General features: G+C 52.2%; 18 protein-coding genes. 5 read left to right on the forward strand and 13 right to left on the reverse strand.

Translation table 11 applies throughout. The features are described 5' to 3' along the window. Window positions 1–7 precede the first annotated feature (7 nt). From K3T82_RS01460 to K3T82_RS01470, 3 genes are read right to left on the reverse strand one after another with little or no spacing between them, the layout of a single operon-like run. Window positions 8–889 carry a hypothetical protein gene (locus K3T82_RS01460; protein WP_220191728.1) on the reverse strand — a complete coding sequence of 294 codons (882 nt, stop codon included), beginning with the start codon at window positions 887–889 and terminating at the stop codon, window positions 8–10. A 29-nt stretch (window positions 890–918) separates the two neighbouring features. Beyond that, window positions 919–1752 (reverse strand): hypothetical protein, encoded by an 834-nt coding sequence (locus K3T82_RS01465; RefSeq protein ID WP_220191729.1) that lies wholly within the window; start codon window positions 1750–1752, stop codon window positions 919–921. Continuing rightward, window positions 1745–2323 carry an RNA polymerase sigma factor gene (locus K3T82_RS01470; protein ID WP_220191730.1) on the reverse strand — a complete coding sequence of 193 codons (579 nt, stop codon included), beginning with the start codon at window positions 2321–2323 and terminating at the stop codon, window positions 1745–1747. Before K3T82_RS01470 ends, K3T82_RS01465 begins: the two co-directional genes overlap by 8 nt. Window positions 2324–2636: 313 nt before the next feature. Here K3T82_RS01470 and K3T82_RS01475 point away from each other — a divergent pair, with 313 nt between their 5' ends. The 4 genes from K3T82_RS01475 (at window position 2637) to K3T82_RS01490 (ending at window position 5839) form a co-directional block, all read left to right on the forward strand. Beyond that, complete coding sequence (locus K3T82_RS01475) at window positions 2637–2921, forward strand: hypothetical protein (protein ID WP_220191731.1); 285 nt, start codon at window positions 2637–2639, stop codon at window positions 2919–2921. Window positions 2922–2989: 68 nt separating this feature from the next. Continuing rightward, on the forward strand, window positions 2990–3172 hold the full coding sequence (locus K3T82_RS01480) for a hypothetical protein (RefSeq protein WP_220191732.1): 183 nt from the start codon (window positions 2990–2992) through the stop codon (window positions 3170–3172). Between the two features lie 176 nt (window positions 3173–3348). Beyond that, window positions 3349–4491: an epoxide hydrolase family protein gene (locus K3T82_RS01485; RefSeq protein ID WP_220191733.1), complete on the forward strand. Its 1143-nt coding sequence runs from the start codon at window positions 3349–3351 to the stop codon at window positions 4489–4491. Window positions 4492–4633: 142 nt separating this feature from the next. Beyond that, on the forward strand, window positions 4634–5839 hold the full coding sequence (locus K3T82_RS01490) for a winged helix DNA-binding domain-containing protein (protein WP_220191734.1): 1206 nt from the start codon (window positions 4634–4636) through the stop codon (window positions 5837–5839). Window positions 5840–6073: 234 nt separating this feature from the next. On the opposite strand, the gene K3T82_RS01495 is transcribed toward K3T82_RS01490, so the two are convergent. The 5 genes from K3T82_RS01495 to K3T82_RS01515 all read right to left on the reverse strand — a co-directional run bounded on the left by K3T82_RS01495 (window position 6074) and on the right by K3T82_RS01515 (window position 12854). Further along, window positions 6074–8281: a protein kinase domain-containing protein gene (locus K3T82_RS01495; protein ID WP_220191735.1), complete on the reverse strand. Its 2208-nt coding sequence runs from the start codon at window positions 8279–8281 to the stop codon at window positions 6074–6076. Window positions 8282–8413: 132 nt separating this feature from the next. Then, window positions 8414–9163: a hypothetical protein gene (locus K3T82_RS01500; RefSeq protein WP_220191736.1), complete on the reverse strand. Its 750-nt coding sequence runs from the start codon at window positions 9161–9163 to the stop codon at window positions 8414–8416. Between the two features lie 170 nt (window positions 9164–9333). Beyond that, complete coding sequence (locus tag K3T82_RS01505) at window positions 9334–10212, reverse strand: DUF6585 family protein (RefSeq protein WP_220191737.1); 879 nt, start codon at window positions 10210–10212, stop codon at window positions 9334–9336. An 898-nt stretch (window positions 10213–11110) separates the two neighbouring features. Then, a complete protein-coding gene (locus tag K3T82_RS01510; RefSeq protein WP_220191738.1) occupies window positions 11111–11923 on the reverse strand; it encodes an MBL fold metallo-hydrolase in 813 nt (270 codons plus the stop codon). A gap of 88 nt (window positions 11924–12011) precedes the next feature. Further along, a complete protein-coding gene (locus tag K3T82_RS01515; RefSeq protein ID WP_220191739.1) occupies window positions 12012–12854 on the reverse strand; it encodes an MBL fold metallo-hydrolase in 843 nt (280 codons plus the stop codon). A gap of 161 nt (window positions 12855–13015) precedes the next feature. Here K3T82_RS01515 and K3T82_RS01520 point away from each other — a divergent pair, with 161 nt between their 5' ends. After that, complete coding sequence (locus K3T82_RS01520) at window positions 13016–13897, forward strand: LysR family transcriptional regulator (protein ID WP_220191740.1); 882 nt, start codon at window positions 13016–13018, stop codon at window positions 13895–13897. Window positions 13898–14051: 154 nt separating this feature from the next. Here the strand turns inward: K3T82_RS01520 and K3T82_RS01525 are convergent, their stop codons facing one another. The 5 genes from K3T82_RS01525 to K3T82_RS01545 form a co-directional block, all read right to left on the reverse strand. Beyond that, complete coding sequence (locus tag K3T82_RS01525; RefSeq protein WP_420799281.1) at window positions 14052–15290, reverse strand: LVIVD repeat-containing protein; 1239 nt, start codon at window positions 15288–15290, stop codon at window positions 14052–14054. A 659-nt stretch (window positions 15291–15949) separates the two neighbouring features. Further along, on the reverse strand, window positions 15950–16324 hold the full coding sequence (locus K3T82_RS01530; protein WP_220191742.1) for a nuclear transport factor 2 family protein: 375 nt from the start codon (window positions 16322–16324) through the stop codon (window positions 15950–15952). A 94-nt stretch (window positions 16325–16418) separates the two neighbouring features. Further along, the gene (locus K3T82_RS01535) at window positions 16419–16724 is read right to left on the reverse strand and encodes a hypothetical protein (protein WP_220191743.1); all 306 of its coding nucleotides are present in this window, start codon (window positions 16722–16724) and stop codon (window positions 16419–16421) included. A gap of 85 nt (window positions 16725–16809) precedes the next feature. Next, entirely contained in the window at window positions 16810–17751 is a 942-nt protein-coding gene (locus K3T82_RS01540; protein ID WP_236030936.1) for an LLM class F420-dependent oxidoreductase, read from the reverse strand. Window positions 17752–18454: 703 nt separating this feature from the next. Further along, complete coding sequence (locus K3T82_RS01545; protein ID WP_307811072.1) at window positions 18455–18784, reverse strand: PhzF family phenazine biosynthesis protein; 330 nt, start codon at window positions 18782–18784, stop codon at window positions 18455–18457. Between the last annotated feature and the right edge of the window lie 207 nt (window positions 18785–18991).

Genomic DNA, 18991 nt, shown 5'->3' on the forward strand with positions numbered 1-18991 from the left:
CCTTTCCTTAAACAGCGCGACGGCGCAGCACATGCGTACTGTAGATCGTCAGAACAAGCAACAGCAGGGAAATACCCAGGAAGAACAGGCGGTTCCAGAGAAACAGAGCGGGAATGGGCGAAGGTGGTGTTTCTGCCAGAGAAAGATGCATCACTTGCTGAACAAGATCAGCTGGCGGTGGACTATTCTTCCACAAGACCGGATGTTGACGCAGAAACTCATTGATGGGAGTGCTTGGAGGAGTATCCGCTGGGGCGAGAGAATACGCAGGGAAGAAAACGGCGGCGGTAATATCAAGCAGTTGGGGAATGGAACTGACGAGAAACAGAGGCAAAATCCAGATGGGGAGGATGGCGAGAGAGGCAATGACACGCTGACCGCGTGTGAGTGTCATACAGGCCAACACGAAGGTCGCACCAAAAGTGATTGGGGTCAGCACCAGCCAGACCCAGCCAATGAGATAGGGTTGTGCCCCCAGTGGCGCATAGAAGAGGGGTGAGAAGATCAGGAAAGCGTGCGTACCAGTAGGGAGTTGATCTACCACGAGCGCGGAAAGCAGTCCAGAACCAGCAAGGAGGAGCAGGCTCACCAGTCCAGCCAGGTATTTCCCACAGACGTAAACAGGAGTAGCGACAGGCGTGCTCAGAACGATCCCGTCCAGGCGTTGCACAGAATCACGGTGGATCTGATTTCCGGTGCAGAAAGCCAGGATGAGCGACATGAAGAAACCGGTGTCCCCCAGGTGCGCCCAGGTTGACCAGGGTTCGCTCCGGTTACTGGAAGCGCATAAGGCTCCAATGATGAGCATGACCAATACCATAAGCCACGTGACCCAGTTGAGCCAGGTCAGCTTCAATTCAAGTTTCATGATGGTCCAGAAGTGAGACATACACAATCCTTCCAAGCTTTCTCATACCTCTAAAAAGCGCAGAAGCGCTGCCATTTGGGGGCGCTGAGAAAGAGTACGGTCAGAAGCAGGAGACTGAGTAAAATAGTTACCAGGTGGTATGAGAACGAGAATGGATCCTGTGGGAGAGAAAAGAGCACGTTCGTCACACCTGATCCATGTTGCTCATTCAGGGCAAGTAAGCCCAGAAGCAGCCAGGGCCCACCTCCAATCAGCACTGCCAGACGCACACTGCGCAGGAGTGCAAGAGGGAGCGAGATGGCAGTGAGCAGCAGCAGTGGGGCCAGCCAGGCCAGCAATAAATGCCAGAACGGTGCCCAGTTCGCCAGAGCAAAGCCAAGCGTTGCAGCCAGGCCAAGCAGGCTATCGAACGCCAGAAGAGCCAGGCCCATGCCCATACCTGTTTGCACAAAATTGGCCGGGCAACTTGCCTCAACGGCCCGTAATCCAGCCGACAGTGTGCGTAGCCCATAGGCGAGACTGAGCACGGATGTCAGAGGGAGCAGAAGAATCAGAAGTGTAATGAGATCAGGAACCGTGAGAAACCGGGCCAGGAAGATACCAGCCAGGAGAAACACGATACCAATCATCCAGAACCATTGACCAAGCAAATACACTCGCCAGCGAGCCAGCACAAGAATATGCCAGAGGTGATCGTTGCTCTCATTGCGCATTTCTTGGGTCTGAAAAGCGGCTTCCGTCAGAAGCGTGTGGAGTAATTGCGCCGTCTCGGCTGAGGATGGATGTGGAACCGGTTGAGCTCTATAGCTTCTGGCAACAGCTTGCAGATCGGGGGAGAGCTCATCGCCCTGTACGGGAGTCTGATCAAATGCATGGCTATCCATGGTGCTGTCCTCCTTCTTTGCTCTCCATGTAGCTGGCGTTTTCCTCCAGGTGAGAACGCAACAGACGGAGGGCAGTGAACGTCCGGCTTTTGACGGTACCAGCGGGGATCGAGAGAATGGCCGCAGTTTCCGGGATGCTCAGCTCCTGCCCAAAGCGCAAGCTGAGCACCTCGCGTTGCTCAAGACTCAGATGAGTGAGTGCTTTGTGCAGGGTATGGTGTTGTTCCCAGCGCTCAAACCATTCTGCCGGATCTGGTTCGTGGGCCTGCATGGCAGGCATCTCAGTGCGTAGTTCGACGCGGCGAGCATAGGCACTGGTATGATAGTTGCAGGCCAGATGGTGGGCAATGGTGTAGAGCCAGGGGCGAAAGGGACGCGGATAGCAGTAGCTCTGCGCATCGCGGATCAGCCTGATGAACGTCTCCTGAACCAGATCTTCCGCCAGGTGCATATCTGTCAGAACACGATAGAGATGTGCGAGTAATGGAGCATGATACCGCTGGACAAGCATCTCCAGTGCTCTTGCATCGCCATGCTGCCAGGCGCGAAACAGATCTTCATCGATGAACATGGCAAATCCCATATCCTCTAAAAAATGGTGAAGGCAACAATCTTTGCTCTTCTCTCTCTACTACCGGATAGAAGGAGAAAAGGTTCATCTTGTCTAGAGTCTAGAAGTGGAGGGACTCCCTAAACGGCGAGATGTGAGGCCCAGTGGTTCACCCAGGCTCTCAGCCATCGTCAGAGCGGCTGCAACAAGTTGCGAGAAAAAGATGCGCTGAAAGCTTCCGGTTTCCCGGCAAGGTAAAGTGGCAGTGATTGGTAGTGGACAAGAATGAGGCAACATTCCACCATAGCCCAACGAAGCTATGGCATGAGTGGAATTGAGCCGCTCTGTCCAGACCCGCCGTCATCCTCCTCGTCAACGCAGCCGCTGCCGCAGGCGTCGTTCTGTTGCCACCTTTGAGAACGCTCGTGCGCTGGGTCAACAAGCAGGTCACGCGGTGCAAGAGTTGGGACTCCAACAGCATCTTCAAGTGGCAGTCGCCGATGGAGCGCACTGGATCAAAAAGAAAGCCGCCACGCATTTTCCTCATTCGGAGCAGATTCTGGATTGGCCCACCTGTGGCAAACGGTGCGCAAAGCCGCCTACGCCGTGGAAATGCTGACCCAGCACTCTCAAGAAGAGCAGGCGCGTTCGGTGAGCCAGTTGAATACCTGATTATGAAAAGGGGAGATGGACAAGGATCAGAACCAACTCAAGCAATGGCGAAGGGAACTGGCGGGACAGCCTGCACAGCACCTAGCTCCCTTGCGGCAAGCGATCATGTACCTGCAGAAGCAGCGAGCCTGGATCGGCTCTTATGAGCAGTGGAATGCGCTGGCTGCGCAGCAATGCGGCGGCGGCATTGCGCGTTGAATGGCTCAACCACGATTGGGAGTTTCCTACCCCTCAACGTGTGTTTCCATGAGGTATCCACCCATTTCTCTTGTTCGATTTAGCCCGTTTTGGGTAGAACTTCTGAAACGAGGGCCGATTTTGCCCTTGTTCAATGTTACAATCTTCTTGTAATAAAGAAAAGGAGAAAGATAAACATGAATATACAACCATTCAATATCGCCATCCCTCAATCCACCCTTGACGATTTGCGTGAGCGCTTAGCTCGCACGCGCTGGCCCGACGAGGTCGAAGGTGCTGGCTGGAGTTATGGCACGAATCTTGACTATCTCAAGCGTCTGGTGACCTACTGGCAGCACGAGTACGATTGGCGCAAACAGGAGGCGGCACTCAACAGGTATTCGCAATTTCGCGCAGACATCGATGGCCTGGGCATTCATTTTATCCATGAGCGCGGCAAAGGGCCGAATCCACTGCCGATCATCCTCACTCATGGCTGGCCCGATTCGTTCTATCGCATGCACAAGATCATTCCTATGCTCACCGACCCGGAACGCTTCGGAGGCAACGCGGCTGACTCCTTTGATGTGATCGTTCCCTCCATTCCCGGTTTTGGTTTCTCCGATCCCGTGCGAAAGCCAGGCTGGACGGTGAAACAGACGGCGGAGGTGTGGGGTCGTTTGATGCGAGACGTACTCGGCTACCAGCATTATGCCGCGGCAGGTGGGGATGGTGGCAGTCCTATCTCCCAACTCCTGGCACTCAATAACCCCACATCGGTCATCGGCATCCATCTGACTGACATTGGCTTTCAGGCAACCATGAACCTGGACCCATCGAGCCTGACGCCCATCGAGCAAGGGTACCTGGGGGCGATGCAGCAGAGATTCTTTCAGGAGGGCGGGTATGTCATGATCCAATCAACCAAGCCGCAAACGCTAGCCTATGGCCTCTCCGATTCGCCCGTCGGACTCGCTGCCTGGATCATCGAAAAATTCTATGGTTGGAGCGACATCGATGGCGATCTTGAGCGTACGTATACGAAAGATGAACTGCTTACCAACATCATGATCTATTGGGTGACTCAAACGATCAATCCCTCGATTCGCTCGTACTATGAGGAAAGCCACATGCCATCGCTTCAAGCGGGGCTGCGTATCGAGGTTCCGGTGGCAATGGCTCTCTTCCCCAAAGATACTCCTGCTCCGCGTGCCCTTGCGGAGCGCACCCTGCGTATCGAACGGTGGACCGAGATGCCACGAGGTGGGCATTTCCCTGCACTAGAGGAACCAGAACTGCTGGCGGAAGACCTGCGGGCTTTCTATCGTTCTATGCGGTAGTCAGATCAGGAAGCAATCAACAGATACCTACAGGGAGGGACAAAAGGACTTTGTCCCTCTCTTGCCTGCGAAATGAGAGGGAGTTTTTGAGGTGCAAGACGCTTCTCACTCTCACGGGCGCTTCAAATGAAAGCATATCACCATGAACATAGAAACCAGTCGCATGAATCATCAAATGAGAACGTCGACTCCACAGCCTCAACTGTCGTGGGCCGAAATCACCGCCCGCCGGGTCGTTCGCCATGGGCTTTCCACGCCCTCAAAGGACGTCCGACCTGCGGACATGGTCAGAACCATGTGTGGAGCGCATGCCCAGGTATTGTCCGCAGCCTTTTGGTCCATTGGACTGCGAATCACCTCCATCACACAGCGGGTGGTCAGAGAGGCCCTGTGGACTGAGCGCAGCCTCGTGAAAACGTTCGGGCCGCGCGGCACAGTACACCTCCTGGCCGCCCAAGATCTGCCCATGTGGACCAGTGCGCTCTCCGCACTCCCACCTTCCCACAACGGTCAGACAAAAGAGGTACGGCTGACTTCTGAGCAAACCGATGAGGTGGTTAATGCCATTGCAACCGCACTGTGCGATGCCGAGTTAACCATCGATGAACTGAGTGCAGCAGTCATTGCTGCCACCGGCCCATGGGCTGGCGAACTGGTCGTGCCCGCGTTCAATGGGATGTGGCCTCGATGGCGTATGGCCCTTGCGACAGCAGGAACCCGCGGTGCGCTGTGTTTCGGTCCCAACCGAGGTCCCAAGGTCACCTACACCAACCCCCAACGGTTCCTGCCTGGATTGCGACCTGCCGATGGGTCAACCGCCCTTACCTGGCTCATCAAGTGCTATCTGTATGCCTACGGACCGGCCACTCCTCAGCAATTCGCGCAGTGGCTGAACGCACCACGACGGTGGGCAACGGAACTGTTCGACTCCCTGTCTGGTGAACTTCAACAAGTGGAGGTCAATGGCAGCCTGGCATGGGTGGTAGCCGGAGACACCACGGTTCCATCCATCATGCCCCAAAGTGTGCTGCTTCTCCCCTACTTCGATGCTTATACGGTTGGCAGCCACCCGCGCGAACTGCTTTTTCCCGGGCGAGCCGCCAAACGCGCACTGACCCCAAGTGGTCAAGCCGGAAACTTTCCAGTGCTGCTCATCGACGGTATTGTCGCCGGGGTCTGGCACCAGCGGCGCTCTGGTCGCTGGATCGATATCACCGTGGAGCCGTTCGACCAACTCACCGCCGCGCAACGCCGTGATCTCGACGACCAGGTGGAACGCATCGGAGCATTTCTCGAAGGCAACCCCCGGTTGACTATCGGCACCGTCACAGCAGGTGGACACGCTTGAGTTGACATAATGAGCAAACAAAACACTTCATCAGTAGAATTTGCTACTTACGCTGGCACCGCATCGTAAGAAATGAGGTGTAAAGAAAGAAAGCTCTCACCTGCAATTACTGCCATTAACGCTGTTAATGAAGAAGAGTTGAGCAATAAATTTGCTCTTCATCGTTATTGCCACAAGGCTCAAATAATCCGTGCATTCGGGAGCTCTCAGTGAGAATATATTTCTGCAAATGGCTTAGGGGGAGGTGAGGATCAACCCAGGAAATCCCACGGCGACAAACTGCGAGCCAGACCAGGTCACGCCTAAAAGATTTTGCGAGGTTCCTGAATTCTGGGCTATCCAGGTGCGATCGTCGGATGAGGTAAGGATTGTTCCGACCTCTCCCAAGTTTTCAGACCACCCCACGACGACAAACTGCGAGCCGGACCACGCCACGTTGGTAAGGTCTTGCGAAGTTCCTGAGTTCTGGGCTGTCCAGGTGCGGCCATTGGGTGAGGTGAGGATTGTACCGGACTTTCCCAGGGCGATAAACTGCGAATTTAACCAGGCCACGCTAGTAAGATCTTTTGACGTTCCCGAATTCTGGGCTGTCCAGGTGCGGCCATTGGGTGAGGTGAGAATCGTGCCAGATGCCCCGACGGCGACAAACTGCGAGCTGGACCACGCAACACCCAAAAGATTTTGCCGAAGATCTGAGCTTTGGGTCGTCCAGGTGTGGGCATCGGAGGAGGTGAGAATCATACCGCTGTCTCCTACAACTACAAACTGCGAGCCGGACCATGCGACACCCGAAAGGTTCATCAGAGGGCCCGAGTACTGGGTCGTCCAGGTTAGTCCATCAGGCGAAGTAATAATCGTACTACCCTGCTCATTCCATCCCACAGCGATAAACTGCTCGTCTAACCAGGCTACATCCGAGCCATCATGCGTATCACCCGCTTTCTGGGCTATCCAGGTGTGCCCATCAGATGATGTGAGAATTGAATGAATCCCTACCGCAACAAACTGCGAGCCGGACCACGCTACATCTAGAAGGTAAGCATCAGAGTCAGAAGTCTGGACATGCCACGTTATGCCAGGGTTGGCTTGGGTAGTCGCTGTGGCCTTCTCATTGGCTTGAGTGGTTGCAGTAGCCTGCCTATTGGCTTGGGTACTCATAGTGGCCTCACTATTGACTTGAGTAGTCGCTGTGGCTGCACGCCATAAGCTAAAGCTGCTTCCAGCTATAGAGACGAGGATCAGGAGAAGCAAGGCCCCAACAAGAATGGAGGAGCGTCGCTTGTTGGGGCCCACAGGTGCTGATGGAGGAAATGTAGTTGAGCCCGGAGATGCACTGACAGGCTGCGTAGACATAATCAGGGAGCGAGGAGTTGCGACACCAGCTACCTCAGCAGAGACGCTCGAAGAATGCGCGACCTTCTCCTGTACAGGGACAACAACTGATGCCAGAGGAAAGGATTGAGCAAGCTGCATGTTACCAGAGGATGCGGCTAAGTTGTTGACCGCAGGAGCATACTTCGAAGATGCGTCGAGGGTCGGGGGAGCGGGAAGCATGCTCTCTTTCCGCACTTCCTGCAGGGCTTCCTGCAAAACCTGGGCAAACTCAGTGATCGAGGGGAAGCGTTCCTCCGGCTTTTTCGCCAGGGCACGTTGCAAAACAAGGTCAACGGCTGATGGGAGCAGAGGATTGCGTTCGCGAACGGATGCAGGCTGCTCCTGAAGATGGGCAAACATCACATTCAGGGGAGATCCCTGAAAAGGGGGGCTGCCAGTGAGCAGCTCGTAGGCCATGATCGCAAGAGCATACTGATCGCTGGCAAAGCCTGGCTGATTGGCCCATTGTTCTGGGGCCATATAGAGGGGAGTACCACGTACATGCTGGCTCGCATTCGAGGTTGCGCTTGCTAAGCGCGCAATGCCAAAATCGCAGAGCAGCAGATGAGGGTAGTTGTCGGTTGCCGACTTGCTCTGAATCAAGAAGTTGGCGGGCTTGACATCCAAGTGCATGACCTGATGATCGTGCGCATATTGTAGAGATTGTCCAGCTTGCTGGATGAAATGCGCGATTTGCTTGAGCGTCAATGGTGAGGTTTGTCTCATTTGCGCCCGTTTTCTGAGCCAGGCAGTTAAGGAACCTTCAGGACGATAAGGCATAACCAGATACGCAACGTGAGCATCATCGATGGCTTCCTCGCCGTGGTCATACAATGGCAGGATCGCGGGATGGTCAAGCTGGGCAATAGCTGTCGCTTCCCGCCAGAAGAGGCGTAGGGCATCACTTGCAGCTTCCTGGTCCGACTGGATCATCTCCATTCGAATGAACTTGGCTGCGACTTGCCGCTGGACACGGACATCTTCAATAACGTAGACCTCACCCATACCGCCTCTGCCGATTAATTGGAGAATACGATAGTGACTAAACTGTTTCCCTACAAGTGCCATAAACCCTCCCTGTTTTGCACATGTCCAATTTTCACAAGAAGCATACCAGGTGAGAAACGAGTCTCCCAGGGGCATCTGTACCATTGATCACTCTTTACCCCAACCTCCCCTCTACCTTTCATCTAAGACCCGTCACTCGCTCTCGACCCGAGACAACAGATAGATGGATGAGCGCCTTGCAAGCGTGTCAACTGTTTTTTGGAGCTGTATTTTTTTCGTGATGGTAGTAGCGATCACTGCGACCAAAGCAAGCACAATTAATATGCCCGCTAGAGTGTAGATCTCACCATAGCAGGAAGCTGAGCCATAACCGGCGAAGGTAACCAGGGCAATCAATAGCCCTCCACCATACAGTACCACCAAGAAGAGCCACCTACTCATACCATAGCGTTTCTTATGTTCCGTTGGCCAGAAATTACGTTTATCGTATTTGAGGAGTATGGCAGGTGTGAAAACAAACACAAGCATACCCAGACACGCTATGATATAGAGTATAATTTTGATGTCTTTCCAGGGAACCTCATCTGATGGGATCAGATGCGCATGCACAGGAATGTTTATATGCACGGTCTTATCTTGAAATTCAAACGCTCCAAATGGTTCAGGATAGAAGACATCCCCAGTAATTGTGCCATCCACTATCTGGCGATCCGGTCCAGCAAGAGAACTGGGAAATGTATAACTTAGGTTGAACGTGAGCGCCTGCCGATCCCGTTTGTTTGAGGTAAAGATTGTATCGCCCCAGTTGCTGGGTTTTGGTGGGGCGAGTTGAACGTCTTTCAGGCCAGCCAGATGCAAAATGATTGCCCTACTTCCCCATAGATCATTCACAGTCGTTACATGTGGATCTACTCGTAAGGCAATCGTCTCACCGCGAAACACAGTCGGACTCCATGAAGCTGTATTGGATATTTTATGCCGAAAACAGTCCGCATATAGATTGGCATACAGTATATACATTCCCGCGATGACCATTGTGAGGATTATAATAAGCTGCCTTGTGGGAGTAGTATTTGGATTATCCATTGTTCTCCTGACTGATACGGAGGTGATTACTGGACAGATATGCTCCCATATTCGCTTAATTTCTGATCGATGAGGAGCTTAAAGAGGTCATAGTTTGTGATAGAACCAATGCCCAGCGCAAGCCAGTTATGGCGACCAGCGTACAATTTGAGAAAGCCTTTTTGCTCTATAGCCGATGAAAGCTCATGCCAGGCTTTTCGTTTCTCCTTCTCTCCTCGCTTGTGGATAATCTCATAGTTATTTATACCCATCATTGCTCCCAGGGGCAGTTCAAACCAGACGGTTTCTCCCGCCTGAAGCGTGGCCTGAATACGCGGGAGTTGTACTTGTATGATTTCGCGCGCAAGCTCTGCTTTAAACAGAGAGAGGCCAGTCACGCCATTTCCAAGATTGCTCTCGTCAAGCAAAATTTTCTTTTTATCTCCTCGCCGTCCAATCGTGATGTTATATTTATCTTTCATATGGGCACCATAGCGATAGACAGCAACAGCCCTGAAGCGTAGAGCCATCTCCTCATAGAGGAATACCTCGGTCTGCTTTCTCCCGGCTAGCACCACGCCTTTGCTGCATTGATAGAGATGTTTCCCTTGCAGGGAAAACGCCGCAGCAAGGAGACGAAGCGACGCCAAGGAGACGAGTAAACCTATTGGCATAAAAAGCAGAACATACAAACCTAAAGCGATAGCCCATCCATTCGCGTCAGTTGGAGGTGACGTGATTATAACCGCAGGAATAAGAGCAAGAGGCCCGACTCCCCAAAAGAGCAGCATAAAAAAGCCAAGGAAGAAGGACCCGATTTTTTCTATAGAATATCTGTGAATGATCGAGCCAAGGTTCCATTCACTTACTACGGCCTGTACACCTGATGGAATCGAAACCTTGATGACTCGTAATGATTGCTTCACGATAAACCCTCAAACATCTGTTCCCCCGACTAATTCGGGCAACTGCGACATCTTACCTGGAAGTGTACAAGGGAAACATCGTGTTTTCCAGGACAGTGACCGGACACATTCAGGACAATCTAAACCAATAATCCCATATGCATCTTTTACCTTTTTCGAAACTAACTGGGAGGTCACTATCGCTGCTCCCTAAGCGGGCTGATCAGGGAAAAATCATATATAAGCTACTGGCAGCGCGGGAAGGGCATCTGTATATCGTATCCAGGGCACATACTTTGCGGATACCTGAAAGCGCTGAAATATCTTCGGTATCTCTGAGCATTGATAAATGCTAGGTCATTGCTTACAGTGTGAATACGAGTGATGATGATGTACCGAGCACAGGTCACAGTTACATTTGGGAGGTGAATTGGGATCTGGAAGCCCAGGCTACAAAGGACTGGGATGAAGGAGCAACGAGCCACCTTGAGACATTTCTCTTTTGCAAGCACTTTCTACAGAGGCAAACATTCAGAAGTCCCCTCCTCTCCAATCAGAGCACCACTGCATCCCTAGATTGAATGATGAAGAATTCCGGGTATTGCTTCTCCAATTACAATATGCCAACCACGGCTGGCAAAGTCCCATCAGAGAGCATGGCTCCGCAATCGTTCATTCAATGCGCTCTTAGATATCCTGGCTACCCAGAAGATACCTGTGGTCACAATGGATCAGGCTATCAATGAGATCACGCCACAACTGTGACGCCAGATGCTTGAATGTTTGTGGCGTATGGTAAATATGGGAGGTAGGTCGCCTCTCCCCTTTCCCATATCTCACGGGAGAGGGAGAGGCGATTTACGCTTTTACAATGAGGGGGCTCTATTAAGTTCTTGGCTATCGAACCCCAATAGATAAATCAGGCATCCAAACTGATGCTTTCGCCACCCCATTTTTTACGCTCTTCTATCTGTTCCCAATGAACCTCTTCGCCTGGTTGTAACCAAAGGACAGAAAGTTCACGCCTTTGTGCCGTAGCAGTAAAGAGTTCTACGGCTTGAGGATATTCCCGATAGATATCCGTATCAAGTCCATAGTGAATAGGGCAAACTGCTTTAGCTTTGAGTGCTATCCCTGCCGCAACAGCCTGCTCAGGCGTCAGAGAGGCTGGAATTTCGCTTGAAGCGTAATACGGTCGCTGGAGAAGAATATCCGGACGCGAAACCAATGCCCCATTGATAGGCAAAAAGGCGAGATCAAAAGGGCCATATCTCTGCTGGATTTGCCACCAATATCCATGCCAGAGCGTATCTCCACAATGAATGACACGTTTTCCATCACCCTCAATAATCCAAGAAACCTGATCATCTCCAAATCCGTCAACTGCAGGAACTGCTGTGAGTCGAAATGTAGAGACCTGAATAGGATTTTCTTGCTGGACTGGCAAGCTCGCGAAGCCATCTTGTTCAACCACGTGTGCCTGTGGTTGATGACAAACTACCTGCCCATTTGCTTGCATATATTGACGTATCGTTTCAGGATGATAATGATCACTATGCAGGTGAGTAATCAAAGTATATTGGGCTGTTCCTGGTTCTATTGCATCGGTGAGTTCTTCCGAACTTATTCCTTTACCAGTAAGGTTAGAGTCTCTAGTGAAAGGATCTATCTGAAGCGTTGTCTCGCCTAGTGTCACTGCTAGTCCTGCCCAAAATAATCGTTTGATCCGCATCTTATTTCCTTTTTTCTTTCCTCTATTTTGCTCTTTCCTCTGAGAGAGATTACCGGCTATGGTGATAACGTTTGCCTAGACAGGCCTTTCATCTTTTTAAGAGCTGGAAGCCACTGTGTGCGGTTACCACTTGAATGAAGACGGAATTGGCAACATGGCTTGCGGCCCCAGTAGTCGAGGGCTGCGCAAGCTCCTGAAGCATCTGCCTGCGAGTGATTTTCGCCTGCTCAGGATCGCTATCTAGAGAGTTAGTCCATTCAGGATGCTCAATCTGCACAGCACTATAGAAGATATCGCCGAGAATAATAACGCGTTCCTCGCCCGCTGTTACCAGCAGCGATGCGTGACCAGCCGTATGCCCTGGCGTAGCCAGAACCGTTACTCCGGGTACGATATCCTCTCCCTCTTCTGCAAACTCGATGCGATGCTCCAGTAGATGTAGTGCGTCAGCAACGCTGGCTCTCCTCTCCGGCTGATTGTCGAAGCGGTGCCACTCAGCGCTCCGTATCAAATAGCGTGCATTCGGGAAGATCAGGGCCAGCTCGCCATTGGCCTCACGCACGGCACCGTTCACATGATCCGCGTGCATGTGTGTGATAAAGACTATATCGATGTCAGCAGGATTGAGGCCCGCCTGCTCAAGGTGGGAAAGGAGTTGGCCGCCATAGCACTTGAAACGGCTGCTCTCATAGGTTCTGGGGCCCAGGCCAGTATCAACCAATATCGTCTGCTCAGGAGTCTGGAGCAGATAGGCACCCAAGCTGCCGACAAGTTGGCCATTGTCATCGAGTTCATTTCGATAGACCTGCCAGTCTGTCGCGGTGATTGTTGGGAATACGGCTGCTGTATTGAAGAGAATATATCCATCGGGTAGATACGTTATGCGAACGTTGCCTGGTGTAATCGAACTAGAGATTGCTGCCTTGACCATTGAATCGCGTTCCTTTCCAACAGGGAATAACACCTCTTGCCAATTTCATTTGATCTTCACAAAAAGAAAACCTTTCTTCCAAGGATAAGGTTAGTTATGATATAGTGTCAATATAAAGTTTCTGACGTTTTGTTTCATTTTCGCTGAAGAAAGAAGGCTGGATGGAATTCCGCTATCTTGCAACCTTTCAGACCATCGTGCGCGAGGGCAGCTTTACCAGAGCCGCCGAGGCACTCTCCTATGCCCCGTCCACCATTACGCTGCACATGCAGCACTTGGAGACTGAACTGGGCTTCAAGCTCTTTGTGCGCCAGGGCAAACGAATTCAGCTTTCGACAGCAGGACAGGCTCTCTACGAGCAGATCGATGTTCTGCTCCAGCAGGCACGCACATTGGAACAAACCATGAGAGAGATCGCAGCTGGTGAAACGGGGAGCCTGCGTATCGGGGCAATCGAGCCTGTGGCAAGTTGGTGCCTCATGCCTTTACTGGCTCAATTTTGCCAGGAGTATCCGAACATGCATGTGGCGCTAGAAGTGACGGGCACACGCTTTATCTGTCAGCGTGTAGCAAAGGGCCAGTTAGAAATTGGCCTCTGTTCTCCTCCCCCAGCTGAATTGGGGCTCACCTTTGAGCCACTCTTGTTTGAACCCATCGCGCTACTCATTCCAACCACGCATCCACTGGCGCAGGTACAGCAGGTGACGCCAGCAGACCTTTGCAATCAACGCCTCCTTCTCACTGGTCAGTATTGCGCATACCGGGAAACCATTGAATACTTTTTCACCCAACATGGTCTCACCACACGCCCATACATGGAGATCAGCAGCTTCGATGCGCTCAAGCAAGGGGTGCAGGCTGGCATTGGTATTGCGATCGTACCTGCCAGAGCGGTGACACCTGCCCCAGAGGGAACCGTGCTGCGTTCGCTTTCAGAATTTTCGCTGACGCTGCCTGTGGGCCTGATCCGCTCACCACAGCACTATGTATCCCGACCAATACTGGAAAAACTCATCATGGAGTTGCGTACGCGGGCTGGATAATATTCGGTGGTCAGCTTGTTGTCTGGGTCGTGGTAGTGCGGGTCAGAGCCGGGGCATTCTCGCTCGTTTTTTGTAATTCCTTAACACTGTATGATGGGGAATATATAGGAAGCAGGAGACGCTCCCCTGCTTCCTACGAACACGCCCTTGTATGCTAGCCTTTATACTCAAGAATATAGAGGCCCGCATTGTAATCGGTAACGTAAAGTAATCCCTGCTTGTCCACAAAGACATCACAGGACTGAATAACCTGGGCGCTCTGCGGGCGCGGATCGTACATCTTTTTAGGCGCGGGCGGCACAAAATAGGCCAGTTCTTCGGGCCGGAAGGGATCTTTGACACTGTAGACGCGTATCCCGGCGTTCTGGTAGGTGGCGAAAATCACTTCGGAACTTTGAAAGCTGTCGGGACGGTTCTCATGCAGGTTATGGGGGCCGAAGTGTCCTCCCTTGGCGCAGTAATCCTCCTCGGCGGGATTGGGAAAGGTTGAAATCGTGACCGGATTGGTCGGCTCACGTACATCGACTACCCAGGTATGCTTCACGCCATCCTCGCAGTTGTCTGCAACCCCCTCATCGGCGACAATCACAAGGTTGCGGTCGAGCAGAGGCAGGCTGGTATGTGTGCCACCGCCAAAGGGAGGATTCCAGTTACGGTGTGCCAGCAATTGGGGGGATGTGGGATCGCTGACATCCAGCACAGTCAGGCCGCCATCGCGCCAAGAACCATAGGCTCTATTGCCCGCCACAATCGCGTGATGCAGGGCATAGCGCCAGCCACTCCAGGTCGGAGTTTCCCCGCCAGCCTGCCACATACCGGGAATCCACCATTTGCCCACGACCTGCGGGCTCGTGGGGTCAGCCATGTCAATTACAATGAAGATATGGTCGGTATAGCCCGCCAGGGAAGCGGAGGCATAGGCATAGCGCCCCCCGACATACCAGATACGGTGCAAACCGAAGCCCTTGACTGGCATAAAACCGATCTCGCGTGGGTGCGCAGGGTCCGCGATATTGAAGACACGCAGGCCAGCCGCGAAATCAGCCCTTTGGCCGCCAAACGTCTCAGCAAAAGATTTCGTATAATAATCGGTTTTGTCGATGTGAATGTTCGGTGAATAAATATTGACCGCGTTAATCACCAACAGCAAGTCTTCGGCGGCCTGAAGGTGCAACGACCACGTATTGGGCGGGGTCGCGATGAAATTGACCGGGCGCGGGCGCTTAGGATCCGAAACATCCAACACGGTCACACCATTGCTAAACATATGCCCAATATAAGCATGGCCCTTGTGAACCATGATCTGCACCCCATCCCCTCGATCCCCCTGGTCCGAATAAGCCACAAAATCTATGTTCTTGCGCGCGAATTGCTCAGAAGCCATCGATACAATCACCTTTCCGGTAAGCTATTCATGTGTATGAGCAAAGCCGCCTGGGATGAGAGGGGGCTTCCTCACAGCGATCAGCTTGCATAAACTCAGACATGGCGGCGCGGCTAGCCACAGTTCAGGTGGCGTTCACACATGCTTTTCAGAGTATGCCACGAGAAATAGCGCGGGAGCCGCATAAGATAGTATAGCATTCCCGCAGCTCTACGAGCCAGCCATCCCGAATGCCTCTTTATGTCGCAGACATGTATAGGGAAAAGGGATGTGAGTATCATGCGGGCGCGAATGTCCGCATGATACTCACATCCCTTGACTCATAGTAGGCATGGAGGGACACAGCCTCTCATAGTGAGGCACTGCACATATCCACAATTAATCCACACCCTGAGTCAGATACCCCATGATGACTCGACGCCCCACGCCTGAATGACTGACTCTTCTACACATGTAACAGAGATGAAAGAGTGGCAGCATCTGAAGCGGTCGAACAAGCCTGAGATGCGCAAAGGCAACGTTGTTAGCGCTTTTTCCCCAGACAGCTTTTTCAGCCTGATTGCAAATTCGCTTTGTAAAATGTGTAGAAGAATCAGTCCTAAAGAAAAGGGGCAGGCAGAACAAAACAGATGAGAGAGGAACGTTGAAGCCGTTTCTGGCGGCGTAAGTCACTCCTCGCTCGCCTCCCAGAGGGGTTGAGTGGTGCGATATTCCCGAACAGAACTGATTTTCCCTTCCTTATATTGAACGATGGAGGCACCTTCAAAGCGCCGCTGGCTCTCGAAGATCCATTCAAGGAAACAGAGCGAACCGGTTACCGTAAGCGTAGTGATGTCCCAACGGTGAATCTTCCAGGGGCCATATTCGCTTGCAATTCGCTTTTCCACCTCGCGGATGATCTTGTGAGCGCCACGAAAGGTCTGGCCTTGGGATTCGATGAGTACACAGTCTGGATCGAGAGTGCTCAGAATTTTGGTGAGGTCATATTCCTTCCACCCCTCCACATAGGTGCGAATAAGCTGTTCTGCAAGAAATTGATCCAATTTTCAACCTCCATGTTGTGCTCAAGGGATTCTGTTGAGAAAAGAAATACCTCACTCTGATGGGGTTGGCAAGCGAGTTGCTTGGACGCTGTGATCAGGGACCCGTGAGATAGATCCTCTTATGTTTTGCCCCTGGTGAGAGATACTTGTCCTCATGCATGAGAAGACCTGTGCTAACAGGTCTTCTCATATAATCAATCATCTTGTACTTGTGGCCTGTAATGTCTTCCACTGCCCTCATACTTCCCAGGTGCATCACGATCAGGAGTGCCTGATATACCTCCGAGCCTGATCTGGCGCCCTTCCGTTTCGCCGAAAAAGCGACCACATTCACAGCATTGAGAGCGCCCTCGTCCTTTGCTGCTGCCACTGCCAATAACGCGCGGATGTTCACTTGCAAGATTGAGGCATCCTGGTCTGGAGAAGCTTGCTGTTATGGTCAGTCCTACTGACCATAACAGCAAGCTTCTCCAGAGAGTCACAACCTATTTCTCGTTGGTAATGAACTCACTGGCAAAGCGATAGATCGCCGTCAGGTCAGTCGCGCTGGGGAAGTCCATAATAATCTCGTCGATGCCCAGAACTTCCAGTTGTGCGATGCGCTGACGAATCGTCTCGGGACTACCAACCAGGGAGGTTTCCCTGAGTCCAGCCTTCACGCGCTCTGGCACTAGCGCCCATGCCTCTTCATCGGTATCGGCAATGGAGCAGAACGAGCCAGTGGTGCGATAAATACTAGAATAGTCGCGCCCGACGTTCTCACAGTGCTGCTTGAGCACCGCCAATTTGTGCTCAATAGTCTTCAGATCGCCACTCACATTACAGGCATCGCCATACTGCGCGACCAATTTCAACGTGACCTTCTCGCCACCTCCACCGATCAGGATAGGAATGTGCGGAGTCTGCACCCCTTTGGGCTGGTTAATCGCGCCGCGTACCTGGTAATACTTTCCCTCAAAGGTTGCTTCTTCCTGTGTCCACATCGCCAGGATCACCTGGAGGGCTTCGCGCAGTTGGCGGAGGCGCTCAGGCGCCTCGGGAAAAGGATAGCCATACGCCCTATATTCGTGCTCATACCAACCCGCGCCAATACCAAAGTTCAGGCGACCATGACTCAAGACATCGAGAGTGCTTGCCATCTTCGCCAGCAGAGCCGGATTACGATAGCTATTGCACGTCACAATCTGGCCTACGCGAATACGCTTGGTATCGCGTGCCAGGGCTGCTAACGACATCCAACACTCAAAGGTCACTTCCTGAGAAGGTTGTGGGATCGTATGAAAATGATCAACCAGCCAGGCCGCCTCGTACCCTGTTTCGTCGGCGGCTTTCGCTACGTTGGTCATGGCTTCATAGGCTTCTATCGGATCTTTGATATCGACCAGGTTCATCGTCCAGCCATTGGGAAGAGAGATACTGTACTTCAACGTGAGGCCTTTCTTACTACGCACAAAAGATAGACGCTTAATTATATACCATGAGAGAATGATGCAAATTTTGGAATTCAACGGGTCTGGCGCCGATTTCTTGCTACTCGCTTGCTTCCAGCAAGGTGATCATTACCCATGAGAGACATTCCTTTCAACCTACAAAACATATAGCACACGCTGACGCAACAAAGGGAACGAGGCACGACCATAGCCCATGCATTTTCATGTTTGAGCTTGTAGACGTTGCTCTCGACGACCCATTGCGGGTTGGTCACGTCAAGCACACTTTGACCAAGCCAAATGTAAAGCATTGCAGGCCGTGTTGCACCAGAGTTCACAGACCTTTGGCAAAATGACGAGCTAGTGGAGTCTGGAGTTGTCAGACGGTCCATTACGAGGGCAACAGTGGCGTGCGCATCATCCTATGCTGGTTACCTACGAAGCGTCCCTGGCTAAACCAAATAGAGCCAAAGTGGGTCCACGGCAAGCGCAATATTCTCGAACCTGCTCTCCTTTTGAGCGCTCAGGAACTCAGGCAACGCGTGTGGCTACTTTGGCTGTGAACAGGCCGAACTTCTCACTCAAAAATCTCTTGAATTCGCCCCCAGTGAGATTGCTACGACAATTTCTGTGATGGTACGTGAAATGTAAGATCGTCAGGTGGACCTGTGGCAGATACCATCACTGCCAGAGGCTAACGTCACGGAAGATGAGAGACGCCTTCGTAGACAGAGACTGTGCTTCCACCAACTTCGATGAGAAGAGATGCTCCCTGTTGCCTCTGCACATGCAGAAAGCTTTGACGCCCCATTCTCGTACCTTGTTCAACAACCAGCATGGCTTCACCTTGGAAAGGCAGGAGTTCATGTTTGACAAGGTAAGCACCAAGTGGCCCTGTCGCGCTCCCCGTGGCAGCATCTTCGACTATACTGGATTGGTATGGTTTGAGCATGCGTGCAAAAACGGACATACCCCCTTGCTCATCAGCCTGGCTCTCCAGCGCAAAAATATATAATTTGAGAGGCGATATGCCTTGAAAACATGCATATAACTTTGCTCAATCTATCTCAACGTGATCCACCAATGACCGGCTCTGCACAGGCACATAGATAAAAGGGTTACCCGTTGAAATAGTTTGAATCGGGGCTTGTTCCAGAAGATCAGTGGCGCGTAATCCCAATGCCTCTGCAATAGCTTCACGATTCTCAAAAGTTGCGTGAAAGGTCAGAGAAGGAAG

Source organism: Ktedonospora formicarum (assembly GCF_016587355.1).
Lineage (GTDB): Bacteria > Chloroflexota > Ktedonobacteria > Ktedonobacterales > Ktedonobacteraceae > Ktedonobacter > Ktedonobacter formicarum.